This is a genomic window from Streptomyces sp. NPDC001536 (assembly GCF_042894505.1).
Taxonomy (GTDB): domain Bacteria; phylum Actinomycetota; class Actinomycetes; order Streptomycetales; family Streptomycetaceae; genus Streptomyces.
On the sequence record NZ_JBIAVQ010000005.1, the window covers coordinates 136483 to 162313 of the forward strand.

At 70.7% G+C, this 25831-nt stretch carries 25 protein-coding genes; 9 read left to right on the top strand and 16 right to left on the bottom strand.

All coding sequences use genetic code 11. The features are described 5' to 3' along the window. Positions 1-13: 13 nt before the first annotated feature. The 11 genes from ACFY0U_RS16080 to ACFY0U_RS16130 form a co-directional block, all read right to left on the bottom strand. Positions 14-1525: a family 43 glycosylhydrolase gene (locus ACFY0U_RS16080; protein ID WP_388635611.1), complete on the bottom strand. Its 1512-nt coding sequence runs from the start codon at positions 1523-1525 to the stop codon at positions 14-16. Then, positions 1522-2367, bottom strand: a complete 846-nt coding sequence (locus ACFY0U_RS16085) for a PmoA family protein (protein WP_388636253.1) — start codon at positions 2365-2367, stop codon at positions 1522-1524. The genes ACFY0U_RS16080 and ACFY0U_RS16085 overlap by 4 nt, the downstream gene beginning before the upstream one ends. Then, on the bottom strand, positions 2367-3521 hold the full coding sequence (locus tag ACFY0U_RS16090) for a Gfo/Idh/MocA family protein (RefSeq protein ID WP_388635613.1): 1155 nt from the start codon (positions 3519-3521) through the stop codon (positions 2367-2369). Before ACFY0U_RS16090 ends, ACFY0U_RS16085 begins: the two co-directional genes overlap by 1 nt. After that, the gene (locus tag ACFY0U_RS16095; RefSeq protein ID WP_388635615.1) at positions 3518-4807 is read right to left on the bottom strand and encodes a polysaccharide lyase family 1 protein; all 1290 of its coding nucleotides are present in this window, start codon (positions 4805-4807) and stop codon (positions 3518-3520) included. The genes ACFY0U_RS16090 and ACFY0U_RS16095 overlap by 4 nt, the downstream gene beginning before the upstream one ends. After that, positions 4807-5703, bottom strand: a complete 897-nt coding sequence (locus ACFY0U_RS16100; protein WP_388635617.1) for a carbohydrate ABC transporter permease — start codon at positions 5701-5703, stop codon at positions 4807-4809. Before ACFY0U_RS16100 ends, ACFY0U_RS16095 begins: the two co-directional genes overlap by 1 nt. Further along, positions 5700-6635 carry a carbohydrate ABC transporter permease gene (locus tag ACFY0U_RS16105; RefSeq protein ID WP_388635619.1) on the bottom strand — a complete coding sequence of 312 codons (936 nt, stop codon included), beginning with the start codon at positions 6633-6635 and terminating at the stop codon, positions 5700-5702. The genes ACFY0U_RS16100 and ACFY0U_RS16105 overlap by 4 nt, the downstream gene beginning before the upstream one ends. Positions 6636-6722: 87 nt before the next feature. Continuing rightward, positions 6723-8459, bottom strand: a complete 1737-nt coding sequence (araD, locus tag ACFY0U_RS16110; protein WP_388635621.1) for an L-arabinonate dehydratase — start codon at positions 8457-8459, stop codon at positions 6723-6725. Beyond that, positions 8456-9367: a dihydrodipicolinate synthase family protein gene (locus ACFY0U_RS16115; protein ID WP_388635623.1), complete on the bottom strand. Its 912-nt coding sequence runs from the start codon at positions 9365-9367 to the stop codon at positions 8456-8458. The genes araD and ACFY0U_RS16115 overlap by 4 nt, the downstream gene beginning before the upstream one ends. After that, positions 9364-10032: a GntR family transcriptional regulator gene (locus ACFY0U_RS16120; RefSeq protein ID WP_388635625.1), complete on the bottom strand. Its 669-nt coding sequence runs from the start codon at positions 10030-10032 to the stop codon at positions 9364-9366. The genes ACFY0U_RS16115 and ACFY0U_RS16120 overlap by 4 nt, the downstream gene beginning before the upstream one ends. A gap of 144 nt (positions 10033-10176) precedes the next feature. Further along, positions 10177-10929 (bottom strand): MBL fold metallo-hydrolase, encoded by a 753-nt coding sequence (locus tag ACFY0U_RS16125; RefSeq protein ID WP_388635626.1) that lies wholly within the window; start codon positions 10927-10929, stop codon positions 10177-10179. Between the two features lie 180 nt (positions 10930-11109). Beyond that, positions 11110-11700, bottom strand: a complete 591-nt coding sequence (locus ACFY0U_RS16130) for a TIGR03086 family metal-binding protein (protein WP_388635628.1) — start codon at positions 11698-11700, stop codon at positions 11110-11112. Positions 11701-11797: 97 nt separating this feature from the next. On the opposite strand from ACFY0U_RS16130, the gene ACFY0U_RS16135 reads away from it, so the two are divergent. Beyond that, positions 11798-11926 (top strand): hypothetical protein, encoded by a 129-nt coding sequence (locus ACFY0U_RS16135; RefSeq protein WP_388635630.1) that lies wholly within the window; start codon positions 11798-11800, stop codon positions 11924-11926. Between the two features lie 23 nt (positions 11927-11949). On the opposite strand, the gene ACFY0U_RS16140 is transcribed toward ACFY0U_RS16135, so the two are convergent. Together ACFY0U_RS16140 and ACFY0U_RS16145 are read right to left on the bottom strand one after the other, a co-directional pair. Next, the gene (locus ACFY0U_RS16140) at positions 11950-13113 is read right to left on the bottom strand and encodes a hypothetical protein (protein ID WP_388635632.1); all 1164 of its coding nucleotides are present in this window, start codon (positions 13111-13113) and stop codon (positions 11950-11952) included. Beyond that, entirely contained in the window at positions 13110-14054 is a 945-nt protein-coding gene (locus ACFY0U_RS16145; RefSeq protein ID WP_388635634.1) for a 5-dehydro-4-deoxyglucarate dehydratase, read from the bottom strand. The genes ACFY0U_RS16140 and ACFY0U_RS16145 overlap by 4 nt, the downstream gene beginning before the upstream one ends. Before the next feature lie 167 nt (positions 14055-14221). Here ACFY0U_RS16145 and ACFY0U_RS16150 point away from each other — a divergent pair, with 167 nt between their 5' ends. The 8 genes from ACFY0U_RS16150 (at position 14222) to ACFY0U_RS16185 (ending at position 22215) form a co-directional block, all read left to right on the top strand. After that, entirely contained in the window at positions 14222-15031 is an 810-nt protein-coding gene (locus ACFY0U_RS16150) for an NAD-dependent epimerase/dehydratase family protein (RefSeq protein ID WP_388635636.1), read from the top strand. Between the two features lie 308 nt (positions 15032-15339). Beyond that, a complete protein-coding gene (locus ACFY0U_RS16155) occupies positions 15340-16107 on the top strand; it encodes a DeoR/GlpR family DNA-binding transcription regulator (RefSeq protein WP_388635638.1) in 768 nt (255 codons plus the stop codon). Positions 16108-16215: 108 nt separating this feature from the next. Then, the gene (locus tag ACFY0U_RS16160; protein WP_388635640.1) at positions 16216-17586 is read left to right on the top strand and encodes an ABC transporter substrate-binding protein; all 1371 of its coding nucleotides are present in this window, start codon (positions 16216-16218) and stop codon (positions 17584-17586) included. Beyond that, a complete protein-coding gene (locus tag ACFY0U_RS16165; RefSeq protein WP_388635642.1) occupies positions 17583-18521 on the top strand; it encodes a carbohydrate ABC transporter permease in 939 nt (312 codons plus the stop codon). Before ACFY0U_RS16160 ends, ACFY0U_RS16165 begins: the two co-directional genes overlap by 4 nt. Positions 18522-18526: 5 nt before the next feature. After that, positions 18527-19354, top strand: a complete 828-nt coding sequence (locus ACFY0U_RS16170; RefSeq protein WP_388636255.1) for a carbohydrate ABC transporter permease — start codon at positions 18527-18529, stop codon at positions 19352-19354. Continuing rightward, a complete protein-coding gene (locus ACFY0U_RS16175) occupies positions 19351-20340 on the top strand; it encodes a zinc-dependent alcohol dehydrogenase family protein (protein WP_388635644.1) in 990 nt (329 codons plus the stop codon). The genes ACFY0U_RS16170 and ACFY0U_RS16175 overlap by 4 nt, the downstream gene beginning before the upstream one ends. 375 nt (positions 20341-20715) lie before the next feature. Beyond that, entirely contained in the window at positions 20716-20940 is a 225-nt protein-coding gene (locus ACFY0U_RS16180; protein WP_388635646.1) for a hypothetical protein, read from the top strand. 63 nt (positions 20941-21003) lie between these two features. After that, on the top strand, positions 21004-22215 hold the full coding sequence (locus ACFY0U_RS16185) for a TerD family protein (RefSeq protein ID WP_388636257.1): 1212 nt from the start codon (positions 21004-21006) through the stop codon (positions 22213-22215). A 71-nt stretch (positions 22216-22286) separates the two neighbouring features. On the opposite strand, the gene ACFY0U_RS16190 is transcribed toward ACFY0U_RS16185, so the two are convergent. From ACFY0U_RS16190 to ACFY0U_RS16200, 3 genes are all read right to left on the bottom strand, one after another. Continuing rightward, on the bottom strand, positions 22287-23303 hold the full coding sequence (locus ACFY0U_RS16190) for a 1-aminocyclopropane-1-carboxylate deaminase (RefSeq protein ID WP_388635648.1): 1017 nt from the start codon (positions 23301-23303) through the stop codon (positions 22287-22289). Between the two features lie 19 nt (positions 23304-23322). After that, positions 23323-23952, bottom strand: a complete 630-nt coding sequence (locus ACFY0U_RS16195) for a GntR family transcriptional regulator (RefSeq protein WP_388636259.1) — start codon at positions 23950-23952, stop codon at positions 23323-23325. A 94-nt stretch (positions 23953-24046) separates the two neighbouring features. After that, positions 24047-25627: a TROVE domain-containing protein gene (locus ACFY0U_RS16200; protein ID WP_388635650.1), complete on the bottom strand. Its 1581-nt coding sequence runs from the start codon at positions 25625-25627 to the stop codon at positions 24047-24049. Between the last annotated feature and the right edge of the window lie 204 nt (positions 25628-25831).

Genomic DNA, 25831 nt, shown 5'->3' on the forward strand with positions numbered 1-25831 from the left:
CAAGGGCGGTGTGTTACAGCTGGTCGATCCTGAACTGCGTGAAGGTTGCCGCGCCAGCGTGACCTTGTCCGGTGGGCGCGAGGGCGACCAGGCCGAGCAGGGCGCCGACCCAGCGCCACGGCGTGGCCACGAAGACGGGACCGGACGAGCGCGGGCCCTCGCCGACGTCGTACGAGAATCGACACCGCGCGCCGGCGCCGATCTCGATCCGCAGCCGCGCCCGTCCCTCGGGGGCGCTCACGGGGTGGGCGGCGTCGCGCTCCCGCTCGGCGACCGCTTCGGCGAACCGGTGCACGAGCCGGACCGTCCCGTCCGGCTCCCGCTGGAGTCCGATCCAGCTGAAGGCGTCGCCGAGGACGGCGAGCCCGGCGCGTGCCCCCGGCTCCTCGCTGTCGAGGCGCAGCTCCACCTCGACGGCGGACGGCATGCCGGGCAGCCGCTGGGTGAGCACGTTCGGCAGTCTGCGCAGGTCGTGCGTGTCGGCCGAGCGGACGCAGGTCAGGCGGAGCCCGTCGCCGGAGTGGTGGGTGGCCCAGCCGTCCCGCGGGTTGGCGGTCCAGCTCCACTGGCGGCCGAAGCGTCCGCCGGGGAAGTCGTCGTCGGTGGCGGGCGCGGCGGGCGACTGCGGCGGCAGAGCGGGCTTCTTGTGTACGACGACGGGGGCGCCGTCGTCCCCGAGCACCGGCCAGCCGTCGTCGCCCCAGCGCATCGGCTGGAGGTGGACGACCCTGCCGTAGGCGCCCTTCTGCTGGAAGTGCAGGAACCAGTCCTCGCCGGACGGGGTGCGCACCCACCCGCCCTGGTGGGGTCCGTTGACGTCGGTGTCCTTCTGCTCCAGGACGACCTTCTCCTCGTACGGCCCGAAGAACTCGCGCGAGCGGAAGGCGCCCTGCCAGCCGGTCTCCACTCCCCCGGCGGGCGCCAGGATCCAGAACCAGCCGTCGTGCTTGTAGAGCTTGGGACCCTCCAGGGTGAACCAGCCCGGGATGCGGTCGCCGTCGACGATCAGCTTGCCGTCGTCGAGGAGTTCGGTGCCGTCGGGGTGCATCCGGTGGCCGGTGAGGCGGTTCTTGACGCCGGAGCGGGACTTGGCCCAGGCGTGCACCAGGTAGGCCTCGCCGGTCTCCTCGTCCCACAGGGGGCAGGCGTCGATCAGGCCCTTGCCCGCCTTGAGGAGGTGCGGGCGGGTCCAAGGGCCCCTGATCTCGGGGGCGTTGATCTGGAAGATGCCCTGGTCCGGGTCGCCCCAGAAGATCCAGAAACGGTCGTCGTGGTGGCGCAGCGACGGGGCCCAGACGCCGCAGTCGTGGCGCGGTGCCTTGAACTCGGCCGCCGGTTCCAGGCGTTGGAGCGCGTAACCGACCAGGGTCCAGTTGACGAGGTCGCGGGAGTGCAGCAGCGGCAGGCCGGGGGCGCGGCCGAAGCTGGAGGCGGTGAGGTAGAAGTCGTCGCCGACGCGCAGGACGTCCGGGTCGGACCAGTCGGCGTTCAGGATCGGGTTCGTATAGGTCCCGGAGGCGGTCACAGGCTCACCGCCTTGCGGATCAGGGCGGCGGCCCCGTCGCGGTCGAGGCGGCCGTCGGCGACGACCGTGACGACACGGCGGACGAGGGTGTCGCCCGAGGTGATCGGTACGCGCTCGGCGTGCGCCAACGACGAGCCCACGCCCGGGTATTCGCCGGTGCGCACGAACCACGGGTCCCGGCGGGTCTGCTCGGTGGCCCCGGCGAAGACCAGTGTCCAGGTGGAGCCGACGAGGGCGAGCCAGTCGGCGCGACGGGCGTGGACCGCCTCCTCGCCCTCGCCTGCGCTGGTGAATACGTCCGGTGCCCGGTCCTCCTTGCGGGCCCGCCAGAAGAAGCCGCCGTACGCGGCTCCCGGGCGGCCGTTGGTGGCCGGGCTGCCGATGGACAGCGGGTCGGATGTGACGTTGGTGAGCGAGAACGTGAAGTCCAACGCCCAGGCCGAGTCGGTGAGTTCGGTGGCCGCGACCGTACGCCGCTCGCGCAGCAGCTCCGCTCCCGCGGCGATCCAGCGCAGCTCCTCCACGAAGCCGTCCGGGTCGCGGAGCTGGAAGGAGCTGTGGCGCTGGGCGCCGTGGTTGTCGAGCTCGGTCGGGCCCTGGTCGCGCACGTAGGTGCGCCCGCCCCAGAAGTTGAACCCCTCGACGTCGGGAACGGCTACACCGACGCCGAGGTGATGGAGGTGGTCGGCGGGGCTCAGTTCGGTGACTGCCGTGCCGGCCAGGGTGGTGACGGGGTGCAGATAGGGGCGCGGGGAGAGCCGCGCGGGCAGCTCGGGCCGGGTGACGTAACGGCCGACCGGGCGGCCCGCGACGCGCAGGACCGGGGAGTCGGTGGTCGTCATCATGTGCTCACCTCTTTCGGTGGGGCGTCCACGGCCCAGGGCGTGCCGAGCTCGGAGTAGAGGGCGAGGGTGTCCGCGGAGGCCGCGACGAGGCCGTCGATGCCGGGGACGACCCTGCGGTCCTCGCCGGGGATCAGGTGCCAGGCGCTCTCGGGCAGCGGGGCCGGGTCGGGGGCGGTGCGGATCGCCTCGACGACCTTCATGAAGGCGCCGGTGGCGTCCGGCGGGACCAGCAGGCCGGTGCCGTCGGTCAGGTGGTCGACCAGGTTCTCCAGCAGGTCGGTGCGGCCGTGGTCGTACTCCTCCGGGCCGTGGTCCGCGCGCTGGAGCAGGACGCGGTCCTGCTTGTACCAGAAGGTGATCCGGCCGCGCGTGCCGTGCACCAGGACGTACGGGTCGTCCGGGTCCTCGGCGCACAGGGTCGCGGCGACGGTGACCGGGCGGCCCTGCGCCGTGGTGACGCGGACGCAGGAGGTGTCGTCGGACTCGATGTCGTTGGCGCGCAGCAGCTCGGTCTCGATGCCGGTGACGTCCTCGGCACGCGTGGAGCCGTTGAGGGCGAGGCCGGTGGCGACCGCGTGCGCGAGCGGGTTGGTGAGCGCGCCGTCGATCACGTCGACGCCGTTCAGCCGCCGCTTGCCCGCCCAGGGAGCCCGCGTGTAGTAGGCCTCCGGGCGTGCCCAGGCACCGGCGCCGCCGACGCCGACCAGCTCGCCGATCGCACCCTCCGCGATCAGCTGCCGGATCGCGGGCACGGCGTGCGAGCCCAGCGACTGGAAGCCGATCTGGCAGACGACACCGGCCGCGGCGACGCCGTCGGCCATACGCCGGAACTCGGCGTACGAGGGGGCGGGCGGCTTCTCCAGCAGGATGTGGACACCCTTCTGTGCTGCCACGAGCGCCAGGTCCGTGTGGGTCGGGATCGGCGTGCAGATCACCGCGATCCGGGCGCCCGTGGAGTCCAGGAGGGCGCCGAAGTCGGCGGACTGCTCGGGCGTGCCGAGGCCCTCGGGGAGCTCGCCCGCGGTCAGCGGGGTCAGCTCGCAGATGCCCGCGAGGCGCACGATCCCCTTGTCCTGGAGCCGGCGGATGTTCTCCAGGTGCCAGCGGCCGTGGCCGCGCGCTCCCGCCAGGACGATGTCTACGGTGCTCATGGGATCCTCCCTGCGCCCGCGCCGCGTGCCACCTCTCGGTCGGCCGCTTCGGCGCTGTCGATCTTTGTGTGCAGGGTAGGCGTCCAGCCGACGTCCGCCGTGAGGTCGCGCTCGCTGCCCGAGTTGTAGGCGTTGTGGATGGGGAGCAGGTCGACCGGGAAGCCGTTGAAGAGGGTGCCCTCGTCGTGCAGGGCGGTGCCGTTCCAGCTCTTGACCAGGTCGGCGACCTCTACGTGGCCGGGGGTGGTGAAGGCGTTGTTCTGGGCGTAGACGCCGGATTCGGTGGAGACGCCGAGGGAGTAGCGGTAGCCGTGCGCGTCCTGGGGGACCACGTACCGGTTGTTGTAGACGTGCACCTGGCCGAAGCGGACCCGGGGGGCGCGCTGGACGACGGACTCGAACTCGTTGTGGTGCAGGGTGACCCGGAGCTTGCCGCGGTCGCCGGTGGCGCCGTCGCCGCTGCCGATCAGCATCGCCTTGTCGTGGCCCACGAACCGGCTCCAGGAGACGGTGACCAGGTCGGAGCCGTTGGTGATGTCCAGCAGGCCGTCGTGGCGCAGGTAGTTGCGGCCGAAGAGGGTGGGTTCCTTCTCGTCCGGGTGGCCCTTGTCGCTGAGGGTGACGTGGTCGACCCAGACATGGTGGGAGCCGGTCAGCCAGATGGTGTCGTACGCCGTCTTCCAGTCGCCGAGGCCGCCGGTGTTGGGCTGCCACACGGGGAAGCAGTCGTAGGCGTCGCGCAGGTCGAGGTTGCGGATGATGACGTTGGAGGCGTTCCTGACCTGGAGGTTGGCGCCCTTGAGGACGGCTCCCTCGAGGCCGACGATCGTGGTGTTGGAGCCGACGGTGAGCGTGACGCGCTCGGCCTGCCTGGCCGCCGATGCCTGGCGGGCCTCCTCCTGCACGCCGCTGGGTTTGGCGGAACCCCAGGTGCGGGGGTCGTAGGCGGCGAGGTACTTCCTCAGGCTGTAGCCGCCGGTGGCGTAGTCGGCGCAGTCCAGGTGGTCGCCGTCGTCGTCGGTGTTGGCGTCGATCGTCCCCGCGACCCTGATGATCTTCGGGGTGGCGCTGCCGCCGTCGAGGGCCGCGGCGAGCTCGGCGCGGTCGGTGACCGTGAAGACGTGGGCGTCGTCGGCGGCGGAACCGCCGGTCGTGCCCGCGCCCTCGGAAGCCCAGCCGTCGTTCGCGGGGAGCGTGTCGCGGCTGATGTCGCGGGCCTCGGCGTGGGCGGGGACGCAGAGCAGCCCCAACACGCCGGTAGCCGCGGCTATATGACGGACTCCCATCAGCCCTTCACCGCCCCCGCGCTGAAGCCGGTGATCAGCCACTTCTGGATGAAGGCGAAGACGATCACGACCGGTACGGCCGCGATGATGCCGCCTGCCGCGAGCGCGCCGAGGTCGACGCTGTCCGCGCCCATCAGGGTGTTGAGGCCGACCGGGATCGTCTGCTTGTCCTGGTTGTTGAGGAACATCAGGGCGAAGAGGAAGTGGTTCCAGGAGTGGACGAAGGCGAAGGAACCCACCGCGATCAGACCGGGCCGCAGCAGCGGCAGGACGACGATCCGGAACGCGGTGAAGCGGTTGCAGCCGTCGACCCAGGCCGCCTCCTCCAGGGAGTACGGCACGTTCTTGATGAAGTTGCTGATCAGGATGATCGACAGCGGCAGCTGGAAGACCGTCTCGGCGAGGATGACGCTGCCCAGCGAGTTGATCATCTGGAGCTCGGCGAAGATCTCGAACAGCGGCACCAGGAGCAGCGCGCCCGGCACGAACTGGGAGCACAGCAGGGCGAGCATGAAGGCCCGCTTGACCTTGAAGTTGAACCGGGCGAGGGCGTAGCCGCCGGCCAGCGCCACGAGGGTGGTCATCACCAGGGTGGCGACGCCGACGAGGACGCTGTTCTCGAAGTAGGTGCCGAACTGCCTTTCCGTCCACACCTTCTCGAAGTGGTCGAAGGTCATCGGCCACGGGACGAGCGAGGTCGAGCCGGACGGGCGGAGCGCGAAGAGCAGGATCCAGTAGAACGGGATCAGGGTGAAGAGGAGGTAGATCCCCAGGGGCAGATAGATGTGCCAGCGGGGGACCTCGTCCCAGGCCCGCTGGCGCTTCTTCGGGCGCGGCGGTGCGGGGTCCTCGGCCTGCGGGGCCGGGGCGACCGGGGTGGCTTCCTTGGTGATCACTTGTCGTCGCCTCCGAACTTGCTCAGGCGCAGATAGACCATCGAGCAGAAGAGCAGAATCACGAACGCCACCGTGGTCAGGGCCGATGCGTAGCCGAAGTTGTGGGCGTCGACGCTGGTGTTGGCGATGTAGAGCGGGAGTGTCGTCGTCTCGCCCGCGGGTCCGCCGCCGGTGAGGGTGTAGAGCAGGTCGACGTTGTTGAACTCCCAGACCGCGCGCAGCAGCGTGGACAGGATGATCGCGTCCTTCAGGTGCGGCAGCGTGATGTGCCAGAACTGCTTGATCCGGCTGGCCCCGTCGACCTCTGCGGCTTCGTAGAGGTCCTTCGAGACGGACTGGAGGTCGGCGAGGATGAGGATCGCGAAGAAGGGGACTCCGCGCCACAGGTCGGCGACGATCGCCGCCGGGAACACGGTGGAGGTGTCCGACAGCCAGCTGGTGCCGTAGGAGCCGATGCCCATGTCCGCGAGGTAACGGGTGATGCCGGTCTGGGAGTTGTAGAGCAGGACCCAGATCGCGGAGGTCAGTACGCCGGAGACGGCCCATGGGGAGAAGACCATGGCGCGTCCCATGGCCCGGCCCACGAAGCTCTGGTTGACGATGAGGGCCAGCGCGAGACCGAAGAGCAGCTGGAGGCCCACCTCGACGAAGACCCACTTGGCGCTGAAGGTCAGCGTGTCCCAGAAGACCGGGTCCTCGGTGAAGGCGTGGACGAAGTTGTCGAAGCCCGCGTATCCGTTCCGCCAGGGCTTGGTGGGGTTGTAGTTCTGCAGGCTGTAGTAGAAGACGCTGATGACCGGGTAGGCGATGAAGCCCAGCATGAGCAGGGCGGCCGGTGCGATCAGCAGGTAGGGGAGCCTGCGCGGGGTGGCGGAGGCACGGCGCCGCCGGGGTGGCGCGGGCGGTTTCGCCACGGCTGCGGCTTGGGCCATGACTGTTCTCCGATCTCGGTACGGCTTGGTACGTCTTGCGGGAAGCGCTTTCTCTCTGGACGTGCGGATGCGCTGTGGTGCTGGGGTTCAGCCGGCGTACGGGTCGGCGACCTTGCCCTGGCGGGCCAGGAACTCGAAGTCGCAGCCGGTGTCGGCCTGGGTGATCTGCTCGTTGTAGAGCGCGCCGTAGCCTCGCTCGTAGCGGACCGGCGGCGGTGTCCACTTGGCCCTGCGGCGCTCCAACTCCTCGTCGTCCACATGGAGATGGAGGGAGCGCGCCTCGACGTCCAGGGTGATCTGGTCACCGCTGCGGACGAGGGCGAGCGGTCCGCCGATGTACGACTCGGGCGCGACGTGCAGCACACACGCGCCGTAACTCGTGCCGCTCATCCGGGCGTCGGAGATCCGGACCATGTCCCGCACGCCCTGCTTGAGCAGGTGGTCGGGGATGGGCAGCATGCCGTACTCGGGCATGCCCGGGCCGCCCTTGGGCCCGGCGTTGCGCAGCACCACCACGCTGTCGGCGGTGATGTTGAGCGACGGGTCGTTGATGGTCCGCTGCATGGTCTTGTAGTCGTCGAAGACGACCGCGGGACCGGTGTGCTTGAGCAGGTGCGGCTCGGCGGAGATGTGCTTGATGACCGCGCCGTCCGGGCAGAGGTTGCCGCGCAGGACGGCGACCCCGCCCTCGGCGGCGACCGGGTTCTCGCGGGTGCGGATGACGTCGTCGTCGTGCACGACGGCACCGTCGAGCTGCTCCCCCAGGGTGCCGTTGACGGTCGGCCGGTCCAGGTGGAGGAGGTCGGTGATCCGGGTGAGGAAGGCGGGCAGGCCACCGGCGAAGTGGAAGTCCTCCATGAGGTACGTCTGTCCGCCGGGCCGTACGTTCGCCAGCACCGGGACGGTACGGGCGATGCGGTCGAAGTCGTCGAGGGCGAGCCTGATCCCGGACCGGCCGGCCATCGCGATGAGGTGGATCACGGCGTTGGTGGAGCCGCCGAGTCCGAGGACCGTGGTGACGGCGTCCTCGAAGGCCTCCCTGGTGAGGATCTCCGACGGCTTGAGGGCGGTCCAGGCGAGCTCCACGGCACGCCGCCCGGAGGCGGCGGCCATCCGCTCGTGCCCGGACTCGACGGCCGGGATCGAGGAGGCGCCCGGCAGCGTCATGCCGAGGACCTCCGCCGCGGCGGTCATCGTGGAGGCGGTCCCCATGGTCATGCAGTGGCCGGGTGAACGCGCCAACCCGCCCTGGAGTTCGCGCAGTTCACAGTCCGTCAGATTGCCCGCGCGGTGCTCGTCCCAGTACTTCCACATGTCGGTGCCGGACCCGAGGGTCTCCCCGCGCCAGTGCCCCGGCAGCATCGGCCCCGCGGGCACGAAGATCGACGGTACGTCGGCGGAGGCGGCGCCCATGAGCAGCGCCGGCGTCGACTTGTCGCAGCCGCCCAGCAGCACCGCCGCGTCGATCGGGTACGAGCGCAGCAGCTCCTCCGTCTCCATCGCGAGGAGGTTGCGGTAGAGCATCGGGGTCGGCTTCTGGTACGTCTCCGAGAGCGTGGCTACGGGGAATTCGAGCGGGAAGCCGCCGGCCTGCCACACGCCCCGCTTGACCGCCTCGGCGCGCTCACGCAGATGGACATGGCAGGGGTTGATGTCCGACCAGGTGTTGAGGACGGCGATCACCGGGCGGCCCCGGTACTCCTCCGCCTCGTAACCCAGCTGGCGCATCCGGGCGTTGTGCGACCAGGTGCGCAACTGGCCCTCGGTGCCGTACCACTGATGGCTCCGCAGCTCCTCGGGGCGCTTTCGCTCTCTGCCGGTCATATCGACCACCCGGCGGCTATCCCGGCGACCTCGGCCCGCTCGTCCTCGGGCAGCGGCCGGCTCGGCGGACGGACCTCGCGGCGGCACAGGCCGAGGGAGGCGAGGGCCTCCTTGACGACGGTGACGTTGTTGGCGGAGCCGTTGGCGGCGCGGAGTTCCTCGAAGCGGCGGATCTGCTCCCAGACCTTCATGGCGGCCGGGTAGTCGCCGGATCGAAGCGCTTCGATCATGTTCAGCGAAACGGCCGGGGCGACGTTCACCAGCCCGGAGGTGAAGCCGGTGGCGCCCGCGGAGAAGTACGAGGGGGCGTAGGGCTCGGCCAGGCCGGCGACCCACACGAAGCGTTCCAGGCCCGCGTCCCGGGCGAAGGCGGCGAATCTCGCCGCGTCCGGCACGGCGTACTTCACCCCGATGACGTTCGGGCAGCCGTCGGCGAGTTCGGCGAGGCGGGCGCCGCCGAGCTGTGCGTTGCGGATGTACGGGACGACGCCCAGCTCGGGCACGGCCTCGGCGATGGCGCGGTGGTAGTCGACCCAGCCGCCCTGGGAGACGTACGGGTGGACGGGCTGGTGGACCATCACCATCGCCGCGCCCAGCTCACGGGCGTGCCGGGCGGAGGCGACGGCGGTGGGCACGTCGTGGCCGACGCCGACGAGGATCACGGCCCGGTCGCCGGCCTCGTCGATGGTCAACTCCGTGACGAGCCGGCGCTCTTGGGGAGTCAGGGCGTAGAACTCGCCGGTGTTCCCGTTGGGCGTGAGGGTGCTGACCCCTCCGTCGAGCAGCCGACGCAGCAGGGCCCGGTGGGCGTCCTGGTCGATGGAGCCGTCCTCGGCGAACGGGGTCACCGGGATCGCCACCACGTCGGCCAGGGCGGCCCGCTGGGTCTCGAACGTCACGCTGCTCATTCCTGACCTTCCTCTTCCTGGAGCTCTTCGAGGACCCCCGGGTAGGCCCGCTGCACGAACGAGGCGATGTGCGCGTGGAGCGCGCGGGCCGCGCCGTCGGCGTCACCGTCGAGGGCGAGCCGCAGGATCTCGCGGTGCTCACCGGCCTCCCGCTCCCAGGAGGGCGAGGCCGCCCAGGCGACGGCGGAGACGAGGGCCGCCTGGTCACGGACCTCGTCGAGCATCCGGCCGAGCAGCGGGTTGCCGCACGGCAGATACAGGGCGCGGTGGAACTCCCGGTTGGCGAGGGAGCGTTCGGCGGTGTCGGTGGCCTGGTCGGCGCGGGTCAGCGCGTCGCGGGCCTCGGCGAGGGAGGCTCCGCGCCTCACCGCCCGCTTGAGTGCCTCGGGTTCGAGGAGCAGCCGGACGTCGTAGACCTCGCGCGCCATGTCCGCGTCCACCATGCGCACCGTGACGCCCTTGTACTGGTTCATCACGACGAGCCCGGTGCCGGCCAGGGTCTTGAGCGCCTCGCGCACCGGGGTCTTGGACACCCCGAACTGCGCGGCGAGCTCGGTCTCGACCAGGGCCTGCCCCGGCGTCAACTGGCCGGTGAGGATGCGGCGTTTGATCTCTTCCTGCACGTACTGCGTGCGGGAGGGGATCGGCGTGGGCACAGAGGTCATGCGCGCCTCTCGGATCTCGCGTATCGGATCTCACGTATCGCGTCTCATATATGACGTACGAAGTACGACGCGTTGAAGGTAGGAGGGGGCCCGTGTTTCGTCAATGCTTCTGACAAAGGAAGTTGAGGTTGCCGACCGGAGCGTTCAGACGGTGTACGTCTCGCCGACGCGGGCGGCGGAGGTGGGGCCGCCGAAGACGGAGGCGGCGCGCGCGGTGGCGTCCGCGGGCGTAAGGGTGGGGCCTACGTGGGTGACAAGCAGCCGTCGGGCCCGCGCTGTTCGTGCCGCGCCACCGGTGTCCTCGGGCGTCAGGTGAACCTGTTCGCCATCGCGATGCGCATCGATGTCGGCCTCGCAGAGCAACAGGTCGCTGTCGCGGGCGAGTTCGACGAGTGCGGGGCAGGAACGGGTGTCCCCGGAGTACGCGAGAGTCCGTCCGCCGCTCTCGGCACGCAGCCCGTAAGCCTCGACGTCGTGCACGACGGAACGGGAGACGAGGGTGAGGTCGCCGTGTCGGGCCACGTGCTGGTCGTACAGCGGCCGGAAGTCGAAGACGCCGCTCAGGAAGTCGGTGTCCGGCCGTCCGAAGAACCCGGCGAGGCGCGGGGCGCAGTCGCGCGGCGCGTACACCGGGATCGGCGCGGGCAGGGTGAGTCCGCCGTACGCGAAGCCGTAGAACGCGGCCGTGAGGTCGGCGTAGTGGTCGGCGTGCAGATGCGAGATCCAGATCGCGCTCAGCCGTGTCGGATCGGTGTGCCGCTGCAACTCGGCGAAGGTCCCGGTCCCGGCGTCCACCCACACCTCGGCACCGCCTCCCCGCACCAGATGGCCGGAGCACGGAGTGTCCGGACCGGGGTGGGGGGAGGCGGTACCGAGGACGGTGAGGGTGAGTGACATGCGGGGAGGGTAGGCGCCGACGCCTCTCCCGCGCCTGCGATTAAGGCCGAGGGAGAGTGGGGGTCGGCTCCTCCCCGCGCCTGCGATCAGTGCCGAGGGAGGGTCGGCGTCAGCTCCTCCCCCGCGCCTGCAATCAGAGCCGAAGGAGGGCAGGCGTCGGCTCCTCCCCCGCGCCCGCGATCAAGCCCGCCGCCACCCCGGGTCCCGCCCGCTCAGCCCGACGGCCCGGTCGAGGAGCGGTTCGCCGTCCGGCACCGGGACCACGGGGCCGAAGATGCCACCGCCCCGGTCCCCCTCCTTGGCGGCCGCGAGCAGGAAGTCGTACGACATCTGGAGCGCGACGGGATGCGGGTCGTACGGGAGACCGGTGGCGCGGGCCAGGTCCCAGCCGTGGACGACCAGCTCGTCGACCGCGACGGCTCCGGCGACCTCGCCGGGCAGGTCGACGCCGCCCGCGCGGGTCATTCCGGTCCAGGCGGACGGGTCGCGCCAGGCGTCGGCGAGCTCGTCGAGGACCTTCGGCAGTTCCTCGCGCCAGCCGGGGCCGATATCCGGGACGGCTGCGGTGGGGGCGGTGTCTGTGGTGGGGCCGAGGTCCTTGCGGGCGGCGTCACGGAAGGCGACAGACAGGCCCAGCAGGTGGCCCAGCAGATTGCGGACCGCCATGTCCGGACAGGGGGTCGGGTCCGTCAGCTGCTCGTCCCGGACGGCCTGGGCGAGGCGCGCCAGAGTGCGGGTCTGGGGGCCGAGGTCGAGCGGTGAGTCGGTCATGCGTGTCTCCTCAGAGGTCCGTATGAGGGATGGACCGGCCCCGGACCCGAAACTCATCGCCCTCGGGCACCTGCCCGGTCCCCGCACCCCTCCTGGCTTGGCACCTCCCTCGACCGTCCTGCGCGCCCGCGACGCCGGCCTCCGCCTCACCGCCGTACAGCGCGGGACACCGGACGCGCTGCCGGGCCGTACCGTCTCCACGGCGGCGGTCCCGGGCGGGCTGTGACTGCTGACGGCGGTACCGCCCGCTCAGAGGCCGGCGAGCGCCGCGCGCACCAGCTCCAGGTCCCCGTCCGAGGCCAACCCCGCGTGATAGAGCCGTATCTCCGTGGCCCCCAGCTCACGCGCACGTGCAGCGTCCTCCACCAGCGTGCCCGGACTGCCGCCCATCCCCGACACCACCCCGAAGTTGGCGGCGATCACCGCCCCCTGCCGGCCCTGCTCGGCGAACGGTGTCAGCAGGCCCGGTCCGCCCGCGCACGGCACGACCACGCCGTCCGCGACGGAGAGGATGTGCGCGGGATCCACGCCGGCGTTCGCGCCGACGTGGTACGTCACCGGGTCGGCGTGCAGCAGGACCTGGAAACCGTCGGGAGCCGCCGCGCGCACCGCCGCCACCGCCGTCTCCTGGAGCGTGCGGGCGGTCTCGTCGCGCCACGCGCGCGTGGCCGCCGCCACCGAGGCGCCGAGGAGCTTCTCGACCCCTGTCCAGTCGCCGTCGTCCGGCGCCCCCTGCCACAGCGGCTCCAGCGCGTCCCGTACCGCGGCCGCCAGCTCGTCGGCGTCCAGGCCCTGGGCGCCGTAGCCCTCCCGGCAGACCGCGCAGAAGCAGAGCGCCATCAGATACATCCCGGCGTCCCCGAGACCGACCCCGCCGGTCTTGTCGTGGGCGTGCAGATGCTGGAGGCCGTACCAGCCGAGGGACTCCAGTTCGGTGCCGCGCGCGCCCGGCCGCACCGCGGCCTCGGCGGCCAGGTCGACGAGGTACGCGCGCGTGGCGGGCTGGGCGATGCAGGGGGCCCACGGGTAGCGGTCGCCGTAGGCGTTGACGACCGAGGTGTCCGGATGCTCGGCGCCCAGGCGGGAGTTGTGGGCGAGGACGACCCAGGTGTGCACCTCCAGGCCGGCCCGCGTCAGCGCGGCGGCCGCCTCGCCGAACGCGTCACCGGGCGCCCAGTCGCCGGCCGGGTACGGGCGCAGTTCGCGTCCCCGCCAGCGGTCGTCGGCGGGGTAGAGCACGGAGGCGTGCTCGGCGGTGACGATGCGGTGGCGCGGGTGGCGGGGCGTCAACGCGCGCGTGGAGTGGTAGGCGGAGGCGAGCGTCACCTGCCGCACACCGAGGGAGGCGATGCGCTCGGCGGCCTCCGGGTCCCCGTTGACGTCCCAGGGGTAGACGAATGTCGACGCCTTCACTTGGTGTCCTCCTCCAGCAGCGCGTGTCCTCGCTCGATGATCTGGGCGAGCTGCTTCACATGGTCCTCGGTCGGCTCGTGCAGCGGCGGCCGGACCTCCCCCACGTCGAGCCCGCGCAGCCGGACACCGGCCTTGACCAGGGCGACGGCGTATCCGCGGCCCTGGGCGCGCAGTTCGACGAACGGGCGGTAGAAGCCGTCCAGGAGGCGATCGGCCGTCCTCAGGTCGCCCGACTCCAGCGCCCCGTGGAAGGCGAGGGCGATCTCGGGGGCGAAGCAGAACACGGCGGAGGAGTAGAGCGGGACGCCCACCGCGCGGTAGGCGAGCTGGGTCTGCTCGGCGGTCGGCAGGCCGTTGAAGTAGAGGAAGTCACCGGGGACCTCGGTGCGCACGGCGCTGACGATCCGCTGGACGAGGTCGAGGTCGCCGAGGCCGTCCTTGAGGCCGACGATCCCCGGTGTGCGGGCCAGTTCGACCGCGGTGTCCGGGGTGAACACGGCGTTGTCGCGCTGGTAGACGATCACGGGCAGCGCGGTGGCCGCCGCGATCTCCTTGTAGTGCCGCAGCAGACCCTCCTGCCCGGCGATCACGAGGTACGGCGGCAGCGCGAGCAGTCCGTCCGCGCCGGCCGCCTCCGCCAGCCTCGCGTAGCGCACGGCGAGCGCGGTGCCGTACCCGGTGCCCGCGACGACCGGCACACGTCCCGCCGTCTCCGCCACGGCCGCCCGTACGCACACCTCGAACTCCTCGGGCGTCAGCGCGTGGAACTCCCCGGTACCGCAGCACGCGAAGACGGCGGCGGCTCCGGCCTCGACCCCGCGGCGCACATGCGCGCGGTAGACGTCGAGGTCGACCGAGCCGTCAGGAGCGAAGGCGGTGACGGGGAAGAACAGCGGCCCGCTGGGGATGCCGAGTCGGGTGGCGAGGTCGGCAGTCGTCACGGGCTCTCCCTGGGTCGAGAATCAGAGGCGTGCGGGATTCTGATCAGAGTTTACATTTCTGAACTCGCGTAGCACCACCCTTGACGAGGCACGGCGATGATCCTTAACTTGTCCACGAATGTGAATACCGAGCAGTCTTACGGCCGTCGATCCAAGGAGAACCGAGGATGCCAACGCCCCGCACCGTTCTGCTCACCGGCGCCGCCGGCGGCGTCGGCACCCTGATGCGGGACCTGCTTCCCGGGTACGGCTACGAGCTGCGCATCCTCGACCTGCTGCCCATCGAGGGCGAGCCGGACGCGATCGTCGCGGACCTCGCCGACAAGGACGCCGTGCGCGAGGCCGTCCGGGGCGTCGACGCGATCATCCACCTCGCGGGCATCTCCCTGGAAGCCTCCTTCGAGAAAATCCTCCGGGCGAACATCGAGGGCACCTACAACCTGTACGAGGCCGCCCGCGAGGAGGGCGTGCCGAGGATCGTCTTCGCCTCCTCCAACCACGCGGTGGGCTTCACCCCCCGCCCCCAGGGCGACGCCCCGCTGATCCCCATCGACACCCCGCACCGCCCGGACACCTTCTACGGCCTGTCCAAGTCCTTCGGCGAGGACCTCGCTCAGCTCTACTGGGACAAGCACGCCCTGGAGACCGTGTCCGTACGCATCGGCTCCTGCTTCCCCGAGCCCAGCAGCGTCCGCATGCTCTCGGTGTGGATGAGCCCGGCCGACGGCGCCCGCCTCTTCCACGCGGCCCTGACCGCCGAGAACGTCCAGCACACCGTCGTCTACGGCTCCTCCGCCAACACCCGCCTGTGGTGGGACCTCAGCACCGCCCGGGCCATCGGCTACGACCCCCAGGACGACTCCGAGCAGTACGCCGAGAAGCTCATCGCCGAGCAGGGCGAACTGGACCCGGAGAACATCGCCCACACCTACCTGGGCGGCCACTTCGTGAGCGACCCGCCGATCTGGCCGTACTGACGGTCACAGAACGGACCGGCCCGCAGGTTGATACGGGCATGGCGAGCGCCGTGGATCGTGGCGCGCAGCGCCACGTCCAGGGGCGCGGGGCTGTGACATCAGCAGCTCCGCCGCGGGGCGCGACCAGCCACGACGGGCCCGCAGCCGCACGACAACCGCAGTCGCCGAGCTCATGGGCGCCCCCTGCCCGAACGGGCACATCCGGTCAGCATCCCCCTCGTAACAGACCTGGTCACCGCCCCGTCCCCGCTGTACAACTTCCTGCATACGGCCCGAACGGGCACCATGACAGGAAGGCGGGTGACCGAATGACCAGAACCGCGGAAGAACGCCAGCGGGAGATCGTGCAGGCCGCCCGCACCACGGGCGCCGTGGACGTCAACACCCTCGCCACCCAACTCGGCGTCGCGAAAGAGACCGTGCGCCGAGACCTCCGCGCCCTGGAGGACCACGGCCTGGTCCGCCGCACCCACGGCGGCGCCTACCCCGTGGAGAGCGCCGGCTTCGAGACGACGCTCGCCTTCCGCGCCACCAGCCACGTCCCCGAGAAACGCCGCATCGCCACCGCCGCGGCCGAACTCCTCGGGGACGCCGAGACGGTCTTCGTCGACGAGGGCTTCACCCCGCAGCTCATCGCCGAGGCCCTGCCCCGGGACCGCCCCCTGACCGTGGTCACCGCGTCCCTCCCGGTCGCGGGCGCCCTCGCCGAGGCGGAGAACACCTCCGTGCTGCTGCTGGGCGGCCGGGTCCGCCCCGGCACCCTGGCCACCGTCGACCACTGGACGACGAAGATGCTCGCCGGCTTCGTCCTCGACCTCGCCTACATCGGCGCCAACGGCATCTCCCGCGAACACGGCCTCACCACCCCCGACCCGGCGGTCAGCGAGGTCAAGGCGCAGGCGATCCGGGCCGCGCGCCGCACGGTGTTCGCGGGCGTCCACACCAAGTTCGGGGCGGTCAGCTTCTGCCGGTTCGCGGAGATCGGCGCGCTGGAGACGATCGTCACGAGCACACTGCTCCCCACGTCCGAGGCCCACCGCTACTCACTGCTCGGGCCTCAGGTCATCCGCGTCTGAAAATCCAACGCACCCGTCGGTGCGCGTCCGAAAACCCAACCCACCACTTAATGCGGCACGTCATACCGTGCCGTGCCCTTTATCTCCCCATAAGTCCAGGAGCGATCCATGCGAACCCAGAGCCGACGACGGCCACCGCGAGCCACGCTCGCCCTGGCCGCCGCAGGGACGCTGCTCGCCCCGCTGCTCTCCGGCTGCTGGGTCGGAGCCGGCGGGGCGGGGGCGGGCGGCAACTCGATCAACGTCCTCATGGTCAACAACCCCCAGATGACCGAGTTGCAGAAACTCGCCCCCCGCTTCACCGAAGAGACCGGCATCAAGGTCAACTTCACCGTCCTGCCCGAGAACGACGTCCGCGACAAGATCAGCCAGGACTTCGCCAACCAGGCGGGCCAGTACGACGTGGCCACCCTCTCCAACTACGAGATCCCGATCTACGCCCGCAACGGCTGGCTGCACGAGATGGACTCCTACGTCGCCAAGGACCCGGCGTACGACGAAAAGGACGTCCTCAAGCCCATGCGCCAGTCCCTGACCGGCGACGACGGCAAGCTCTACGGCCAGCCCTTCTACGGCGAGTCCTCCTTCCTGATGTACCGCAAGGACGTCTTCGCGAAGGCGGGTCTGACGATGCCGGCCCACCCCACCTGGACCCAGGTGGCCGACCTGGCCGCGAAGGTGGACGGCGCCGAGGACGGCATGAAGGGCATCTGTCTGCGCGGACTGCCGGGCTGGGGCGAGGTGATGGCGCCCCTGACGACCGTCGTGAACACCTTCGGCGGCACCTGGTTCGACCAGAACTGGAAGGCCCGGCTCGACTCCCCCGAGTGGGAGAAGGCGACGAAGTTCTATGTCGACCTGGTCCGTGAGCACGGTGAGTCGGGAGCGCCCCAGTCCGGCTTCGCCGAGTGCCTCAACAACATGACCCAGGGCAAGGTCGCCATGTGGTACGACGCCACGAGCGCGGCCGGTTCCCTGGAGGCGAAGGACTCCCCCGTCAAGGGCAAGGTCGGCTACGCCCCCGCCCCCGTCGAGGAGACGAAGTCCTCCGGCTGGCTCTACACCTGGGCCTGGGGCATCCAGGACGCCTCCCGCAACCCCGACAAGGCCTGGAAGTTCGTGTCCTGGGCCTCCGGCAAGCAGTACGAGCAGCTGGTCGGCGACCAGATCGGCTGGTCCAACGTCCCGGCCGGCAAGCGCGCGTCGACGTACACGAATCCGGCGTACGTCAAAGAGGCCGCCGCCTTCCAGGAGATGACCAAGGAGGCCATCGAAGGCGCGCGGCCCAACAACCCGGGGGTGCAGCCGCGCCCCGCGCCCGGCATCCAGTTCGTCGGCATCCCCGAGTTCACCGATCTCGGCACCAAGGTCTCCCAGGAGATCAGCGCGGCCATCGCCGGACGCCAGTCGGTCGAGTCGGCGCTGGAGAAGTCCCAGCGGCTCGCCGAGAAGATCTCCGAGGAGTACGAGGGACGATGACAGCGACAACGACGGCCCCCGTGGCCGCGACTCCCGTACGCACCGCCCGCCCACCGTCGGCCCGGCTGCGCAACTGGGCCACCCGGGCCCCGCTCCTGCCCGCCCTGATCTTCATGATCGTGGTCACCCAGCTCCCGTTCGTGGCCACGCTGGTGATCTCGTTCTTCGACTGGAACGCCCTGTACCCCGAGGCCCGGCACTTCACGGGCTTCGACAACTACCAACAGGTCCTGACGGACGCGGACCTGCGCCACTCGGTGTGGACGACCATCCTGCTGACGGCGACGGTGGTCCTGGTGAGCCTGGTGCTGGGCCTCGCCCTGGCCCTCCTGCTGGACCGCCGCTTCCGCGGCCGGGGCGTGGTCCGCACCCTCCTCATCGCCCCCTTCCTCGTCGTCCCCGTGGCGGCGGCCCTGCTCTGGAAGCATGTGCTCTACAACCCCGAATACGGCCTGCTCAATGGGTTGTTGCACTATGTGGGCGGCCCACAGCCTGACTGGATCTCCAACACCCCGCTGCTGGCGGTCGAGGCCTCGCTGGTCTGGCAGTGGACCCCGTTCATGATGCTGATCCTGCTGGCGGGCCTGCAGAGCCGCGATCCCCAGCAGATCGAGGCGGCGAAGGTGGACGGCGCGAGCGACTGGCAGATCTTCCGCCATCTGACGCTCCCGCATCTGCGCCGCTACCTGGAGCTGGGCGCCCTGCTGGGCTCGATCTACATCGTCCAGAACTTCGACGCGGTCTTCACGATCACCTCGGGCGGACTGGGCACGGCGAACCTGCCCTACACCGTCTACCAGAGCTTCTACCAGGCCCATGAGAACGGCCTCGCCTCGGCCGCGGGCGTCCTGGTGGTCATCGGTTCGATCATCATCGCGACCTTCGCCCTGCGCGTGGTGTCGTCCCTGTTCCGTGAGGAGGCGGGTCGGGCATGAGTGCAATGACCGTACGCCGTAAGGGCGTTGGCCTGGGACTGCTGGCCTGGCTCCTGGGGGTGGCGTTCTTCCTCCCCATCGCGTGGATGGCCCTGACGTCCTTCCACTCGGAGACGGACGCGGCCACCAACCCGCCCTCCTTCGGGGCCGCCCTCACCCTGGACGGCTACCGCGAGTTCTTCGGCACGGGCGGCGGCGCGAGTCCCTGGCCTGCGCTGATCAACTCGACGGTGGCGTCGCTGGCGTCGACGGCCTTCGTCCTGCTCCTGGCGCTCCCGGCGGCGTACGCGCTGTCGATCCGACCGGTGAAGAAGTGGACGGACGTCCTGTTCTTCTTCCTGTCGACGAAGATGCTGCCGGTGGTGGCGGGTCTGCTGCCCATCTACCTGTTCGCCAAGAACACGGACATGCTCGACAACATCTGGCTGCTGGTCATCCTCTACACCTCGATGAACCTGCCGATCGCGGTCTGGATGATGCAGTCGTTCCTGGCCGAGGTGCCGGTGGCGATCATCGAGGCGGCCAGGGTGGACGGGGCGCGGCTTCCGACGATCCTCGCGCGCGTGGTGGCCCCGATCGCCCTCCCCGGAATCGCCGCGACAGCCCTGATCTGCTTCATCTTCAGCTGGAACGAGCTGCTGTTCGCCCGTGTCCTGACCGGAGTGGTGGCCGAGACCGCCCCTGTCTTCCTGACCGGCTTCATCACCAGCCAGGGCCTGTTCCTGGCGAAGGTGTGCGCCGCGTCGCTCGTCATCTCCCTGCCGGTGCTCGCCGCGGGGTTCGCCGCCCAGGACAAACTGGTCCAGGGCCTGTCTCTGGGAGCCGTGAAATGAAGGCCGCCGTCATCGAGTCCGTGGGCCGTGCCGTCGTCGCCGAGGTCCCGGACCCGACGCCGGGTCCGCGCGAGGTCGTCGTCGAGGTCGCCGCGTGCGGGCTGTGCGGTACCGACCTGCACATCCTTCAGGGCGAGTTCGCGCCGAAGCTGCCGATCGTGCCGGGGCACGAGTTCGCGGGTGAGGTGGTGGGGGTCGGCCAGCAGGTCACCGAACTGTCGGTGGGCGACCGGGTGGCGGTGGACCCGTCCCTGTACTGCTACGAGTGCCGGTACTGCCGTACGGGCCACAACAACCTCTGTGAACGCTGGGCGGCGATCGGTGTGACCACGGCCGGCGGCGCGGCCCAGTACGCGGTCGCTCCGGTGGCGAACTGCGTACGGCTCCCCGAACACGTCCGCACACAGGACGCGGCCCTGGTGGAACCGCTGTCCTGCGCGGTACGCGGCTACGACGTCCTCCAGTCCCGCCTCGGCGCCCACGTCCTCATCTACGGCTCCGGCACGATGGGCCTGATGATGCTGGAGCTTGCGAAGCGGACCGGTGCGGCCAGCGTCGACATGGTCGACGTGAACCCGACCCGCCTGGAAACAGCCCGCCGCCTCGGCGTCTCGGCCTCCGCCGCGAGCCCCGACGAGCTGGACCGTCCTCAGGGCTGGGACCTCGTGGTCGACGCGACGGGCAACGCGGCGGCGATCCAGGACGGCCTTGACCGGGTGGCCAAGGCCGGCACCTTCCTCCAGTTCGGCGTGGCCGACTACGCGACGCGGGTGACGATCGACCCGTACCGCATCTACAACCAGGAGATCACCATCACCGGCTCAATGGCGGTCCTCCACAGCTTCGAGCGGGCGGCGGAACTCTTCGCGAACGGTGTGCTGGACCCGGAGATCTTCATCAGCGACCGCATCCCCCTGGACCGGTACCCGGCGGCGCTGGACCAGTTCGCGGCGGGGGTGGGCAGGAAGATCGTGGTGGTTCCGTAGGGGACTTTTCTCGCCCCCGCCGCCCTTACCCGTTCCCATCCCCAGGGGCGCCGCCCCTTCGACCCCGTTCCCAGGGGGCGCTGCCCCCTGGACCCCGCTCCTCAAACGCCGGAGGGGCTGAATTCAGCTCAGCCATCTCCAGCCCGTCCGGCGTCCGAGGACAAGGCCACACCGTCCCGAACCCCCACCCACCCGCCAGGGGCTTCGCCTCTCGACGCCGGTCCGCATCCTTCAGCCCGTCCGGCGTTTGAGGACGAGGCCCCTTCAGGGCCGAAGCGGGGGTCTGGGGGCGCAGCCCCCAGGGATGGGACGGGTAGGGGCGGCGGGGGCGAAAACCATTGGGGCCCGCCCCCACCGGCCCCCTACCATCCCCGCATGCCAAGCCCCCAAGGATTCCACTACGAGGCCCACACCAACGGAACCGTTCACATCACCCACCACAACCGCCCCGCCACCACCCTCCACGGCCCAAGAGCCGCACAGTTCCTCGCCGAGGTCGAGTCCTCCTCCGACCCCCAGCTCGTGATGGCCCGCTGGACCGGAAACTACAAGCGCGGCAACGAACGCACCGCCCGCAACCACCCCAGAAACCGCCGCTGAACCGTTCGGCCGCGGGTAAGGGAACGGTAAAGCGGGCTCGATCGTTCACGGGGCATGACAGCTATGACCCCCGGCTCGAACATCCCTCTCTCCACCGCGCGCGTGACGGTGGACGTCGCCGCCCCGGTGCGGCTCGACGTATCGAGCCTGCTGCTCACCGCCGACGGCAAGGTGCGCTCGGACGACGACTTCATCTTCTACAACCAGCCCAACGGCCCGGGCGTGACGTACCGCTCCGGCGGCGGCACCGCCCCGGACGCGATCGTGGTCGACACCGCCGCCCTCCCGCCCGGCATCGAGAAGATCGTCGTCACCGCCAGCCCGGACGCGGCCGGCCAGACCTTCCAGGGCATCGAACCGACGGCGACGATCCGCAGCGCCGACGACAACTCCGTCCTGGCCACCTTCACACCCCCGCAGCTCGGCAGCGAGACGGCGTTGGTGGTCGTGGAGATCTACCTGCGCAACGGAGCGTGGAAGGCGCGCGCGGTGGGCCAGGGCTACGCCAACGGCCTGGCCGGCATCGCCACCGACTTCGGCGTGAGCGTGGAGGAACCGGCCCCCGTGGCTCCGCCCCAGCCGGCCGCCCCCGTCACCCCCGCCGCCCCGCCGCAGCCCACCGTCCAGACCCCCGTCACCCCGCCCGCCCCGCCGATGGCCACTCCCCCGCCGCCGCCCGCACACGCCCCGGGCGCGGGGAAGATCAACCTCGACAAGGGCCGTGTCAGCCTCCAGAAGAACCAGACGGTGTCCCTCGTCAAGGGCGGCCGCCCCCTGCTCTCCTCGGTCAAGATGGGCCTCGGCTGGGAGCCGGCGTACCGCGGCAAGGACATCGACCTGGACGCCTCGGTCATCGCGTACGGCCCGCAGCGCAACCACATCGACAGCTGCTACTTCGGCAAGCTCCAGATCGTGGGCGGCGCCATCCGCCACTCCGGCGACAACCTCACCGGCGAGGGCGGCGGCGACGACGAGGTGATCACCGTCGACCTCGGACGGCTGCCGCAGGAGGTCAGCGGACTGGTCTTCACCGTCAACTCCTTCTCCGGGCAGAAGTTCACCGAGGTCGCCAAGGCCTACTGCCGGCTGCTGGACGCGACGACCGGCGAGGAGCTCGTCCGCTTCGACCTCACCGGCGCCGAGCCCCAGACCGGCGTGATGATGGCCAAGCTGATCCGCCAGTTCTCCGGCGAGTGGGAGATGACGGCGATGGGTGACTTCGTGAAGTCCCGCACGGTCCGCGGAATGGTGAAGCCGGCCGCTCAGGCGCTGTAGCCGTCACGGGTCCGGCCGAGGGTGTCCCCCGGCCGGACCCGGCCGTGCCGTTCCCCTCCCGTACGGAGGATCTAGAAGAGCGCGCTGTACGCGTTCAGCGCCGGCTGCCCGCCAAGGTGGGCGTACAGGACGGTGGAGTCCCGCCCGATCTCCCCGCGCTCGACGAGATCGACGAGCCCGGCCATGGACTTCCCCTCGTACACGGGGTCGGTGACCATCCCCTCGGTGCGGGCGGCGAGCCGCATCGCCGCGAGGGTGGTCTCGTCGGGGATGCCGTAGACGCCCGCGTGGTACCGGTCGTCCAGCTCGATGCCCGACTCGGTCAACTCCCGCTTGACACCGATGAGTTGCCCGGTGTTCTGGGCGATCCGGGCGATCTGCTCACGGGTGGCGGCGGGCTTCGCGGACGCGTCGATGCCGAGCACCCGGCGCGACCGTCCGCCCGCCTCCTCCAGGGCGGCGAACCCGGCGACCATCCCCGCCTGGGTGGATCCGGTCACCGAGCACACGACCACGGTGTCGAAGAAGACCCCCGACTCCCGTTCCTGCTCGGCGACCTCGTACGCCCACCCGGCGAAGCCGAGACCGCCGAGCGGATGGTCGGAGGCGCCGGCCGGGATGGCGTACGGCTTGCCGCCCGACTCCTCGACCTCCCTGAGCGCCTGCTCCCAGCTCTCCTTGAACCCGATCCCGAACCCGGCCTTCACCAGCCGTACGTCGGCCCCGGCGAGCCGGCTGATCAGGATGTTGCCGACCTTGTCGTACACGGCGTCCGGCCAGTCCACCCAACTCTCCTGCACCAGCACGCACTTGAGCCCGGCACGGGCGGCACAGGCCGCGACCTGACGGGTGTGGTTGGACTGCACCCCACCGATCGAGACCAGGGTGTCGCAGCCCTGCGCGAGGGCGTCGGCGATCAGGTACTCCAGCTTGCGGGTCTTGTTCCCGCCGTACGCCACACCGGAGTTGCAGTCCTCACGCTTGGCCCAGATGGCCGCACCGCCGAGGTGGGCGGTGAGGCGGTCCAGCGAGTGCACGGGCGAGGGGCCGAAGAGGAGGGGATAACGGTCGTACGAGGAAAGGGACATGGGTCCTCCCGGGACGGGGTCAGTCGCTGTCGGCCAGTTCGGCGAGGCCGCGCCAGATCTCGGCCGTGACCCGGACCGCCTCGGCCACGTCACCGGCCGCGCAGGCCTCGATGAGCCGCTCGTGCAGCCCGGCGGAACGGCAGCTGCCGCCTTCGCCGAAGCGCCGTCGCTCCAGTCGGCGGATGAGCGGGGTGTAACGGGCGGCGGTGGCGGCCGCCGCGCGGTTGCCGCTGACACGGACGAGGACGTCATGGAGTTCGTCGTCGGCCTGGAGGGCGGTGTCCACGTCCCCCGTGGCGACGGCCGCCGCGAACCGCTCGTTGGCCGCGCGCATCGTCTCGACGTCCGCGGCGAACAGCCGGGGCACGGCGACCCGGGTGACGAGTTCGTGCATGGCCCCCACCACCGCCGCGGCGTCCCGCACCTCACCGGGCAGCAGCGGGGTCACCCGCGTATAGCTCTGCGGCTTGCTCTCCAGCAGCCCCTCGTCGACGAGCCGGGAGAAGGCTTCCCGCACCGGCGCCCGGGACAGCCCGAGCCGCTCCGCCAGATCGGCGTCCCGCACCACCGCGCCGGGTTCGAGCTCACCGGCGACGATGGCGTCCCGGATGGCTTCGTAGGCGCGGTCCCTGAGCAACGTGCGCGGTATGGCCTCCACGGGCTGAAATGTTAGATGTCAGTTCAGGTCTCAACAAGGGTGTGGCCCGCACTCCCCGTGAAGTGCGGGCCACGCTTGTCACCGCTCAGGCGGCCCACGGCCAGTCGGCGTCCCGAGCGCTCTCCAGCAGCGGAACCATCCGGAAGGCCGCGTCCGTCAGGCCCCCGAAGGTGTGCCGGTTCCCCTTGCCCGACTTGCCGTGGCCCGCGCGGTAGCCGGCGAGGTTCCAGGTGTAGACCGGCACATGGGCGGGGACCTGCTGGGTCGGGTCACCGTGCCGGTTGAACGTGTACTGCTCGTCGGTGACGATCAGCACCCGGTCCTGCCCCCGGTAGTGCGCACGGACCGCCGAGGTGGTGTCGGTGCCGCCCAGGTCGCCGAAGCGGCCCAGGATCTTCAGCACCGACTCGCCCTTGCGGATCTTCAGACGCCGGCTGGTGGTACCGAACTCCACCAGGTCCGCGTCCTGCGCCCGCAGCGCCAGCGCCGTACCGAAGATCGCCGCCGCGTCGGCCCGGTTGAGCTGCGAGCGGTCCGAGAGACGCGCCCACATCGAGCCCGAACGGTCGACCAGGACCAGCGTCCGGCCGGGCAGCGCGGGCACGTTGGCCAGCGAGTGGCCGAGCGCCTGCTCCAGCGGGTACGCCCAGCGCAGCGAGGGCGCGTGCTGGTACGCGGCCAGGTACCGGAAGGGGAACTGCCGCGACCGCGCGACCTCCGCCGGGTCACTGATCCGTGCCGCGACCTGGGCCGCGACCTCGTCGGAGACCCCGGCCTGGTCGAAGTTCCGCAGGTTGCGGACCAGCGCCATGGCACCCATGGACGGGATCACGGCCTCCCAGGCCGCCTTGTCCATCGGGCCCTGGAGCCATCCGGCCAGCGCCTCCCACGTCATCCCGGCCGCCGCGAGCCGCTCGGCACCGCCCTCGGACGCGACGACCGCACGCCGCTGCTCGACCGGCAGCGCCATCAGCTCGCGGTGCGCGGTGAGCACGGTGTTCGACGCGGGCGGCACGGCCGTGTCCGGGTTGTGCCGGCGATCCAGTGCGTAGCGGAACAGCTCGCCCTGCCACGGCTTGTCCGCGTCGGGCGCCGCGTGCACCAGGTTGAGGATGTCGCCGAAGCGGTAGCCCTTGGACGCGGTGTCGTACTTCAGCAGCGACTTGCCGCTGTAGAGACGCTGGACGGCGTCGGCGACACCGCGCTTGACGGGCTTGGGCACCGCGCGGCCGTACGTCGCCGTCCAGTACGCGAGCAGCTCGCCGGGCTCGTCCGGCCGCCGGAGCACGGAGTCGATGACCTGCCGGTTCGACGGACCGTCGGTGACACCCGCCTCCAGGCGTGCGTGTACGTACTCGGCGGCGCCCACGATCGAGGCGGTACGGAGGTTGCCCTCGCCGCGCAGCCAGCCGAGCAGACCGGCGGTCCACGTCGGGTCGGTGACGGCGAGCTCGCGTACGAGCTTCGCGAACCGGTCGTCGCGGTCGGAGCCGGCCTCGTAAAAGGTCCGCTGCGAGACGAAGTTGGCGACGGCGAGCAGGAAGAGCTCGGAGCGCTTGTCCCGCTCGTGGCCTCGGCCGCCCTCATAGGTACGGAGTACTCGGCCCGTCGAGGTGACGCGCGAGGTGGGCTGTGCCTTTGCGGCTCGCTTGTTGAATCGCGACATGCTGAATTCCCCCGAATTCATGGAAGTTCCGGAGGGAGGCACAGCAAAAGGAGGGTGCCCGAGGTCGAAGTCGACTGCGGTGACTATAAACTGGCGCGTCTTCCGTTCCGCCACACCGACCCTGAGTCGATGACGGGATTCGAACCCGCACGGGGGACTCGCCCCCACCAGTTCCCGAAGTATCCGCTGCCTGCGCACCGGGCA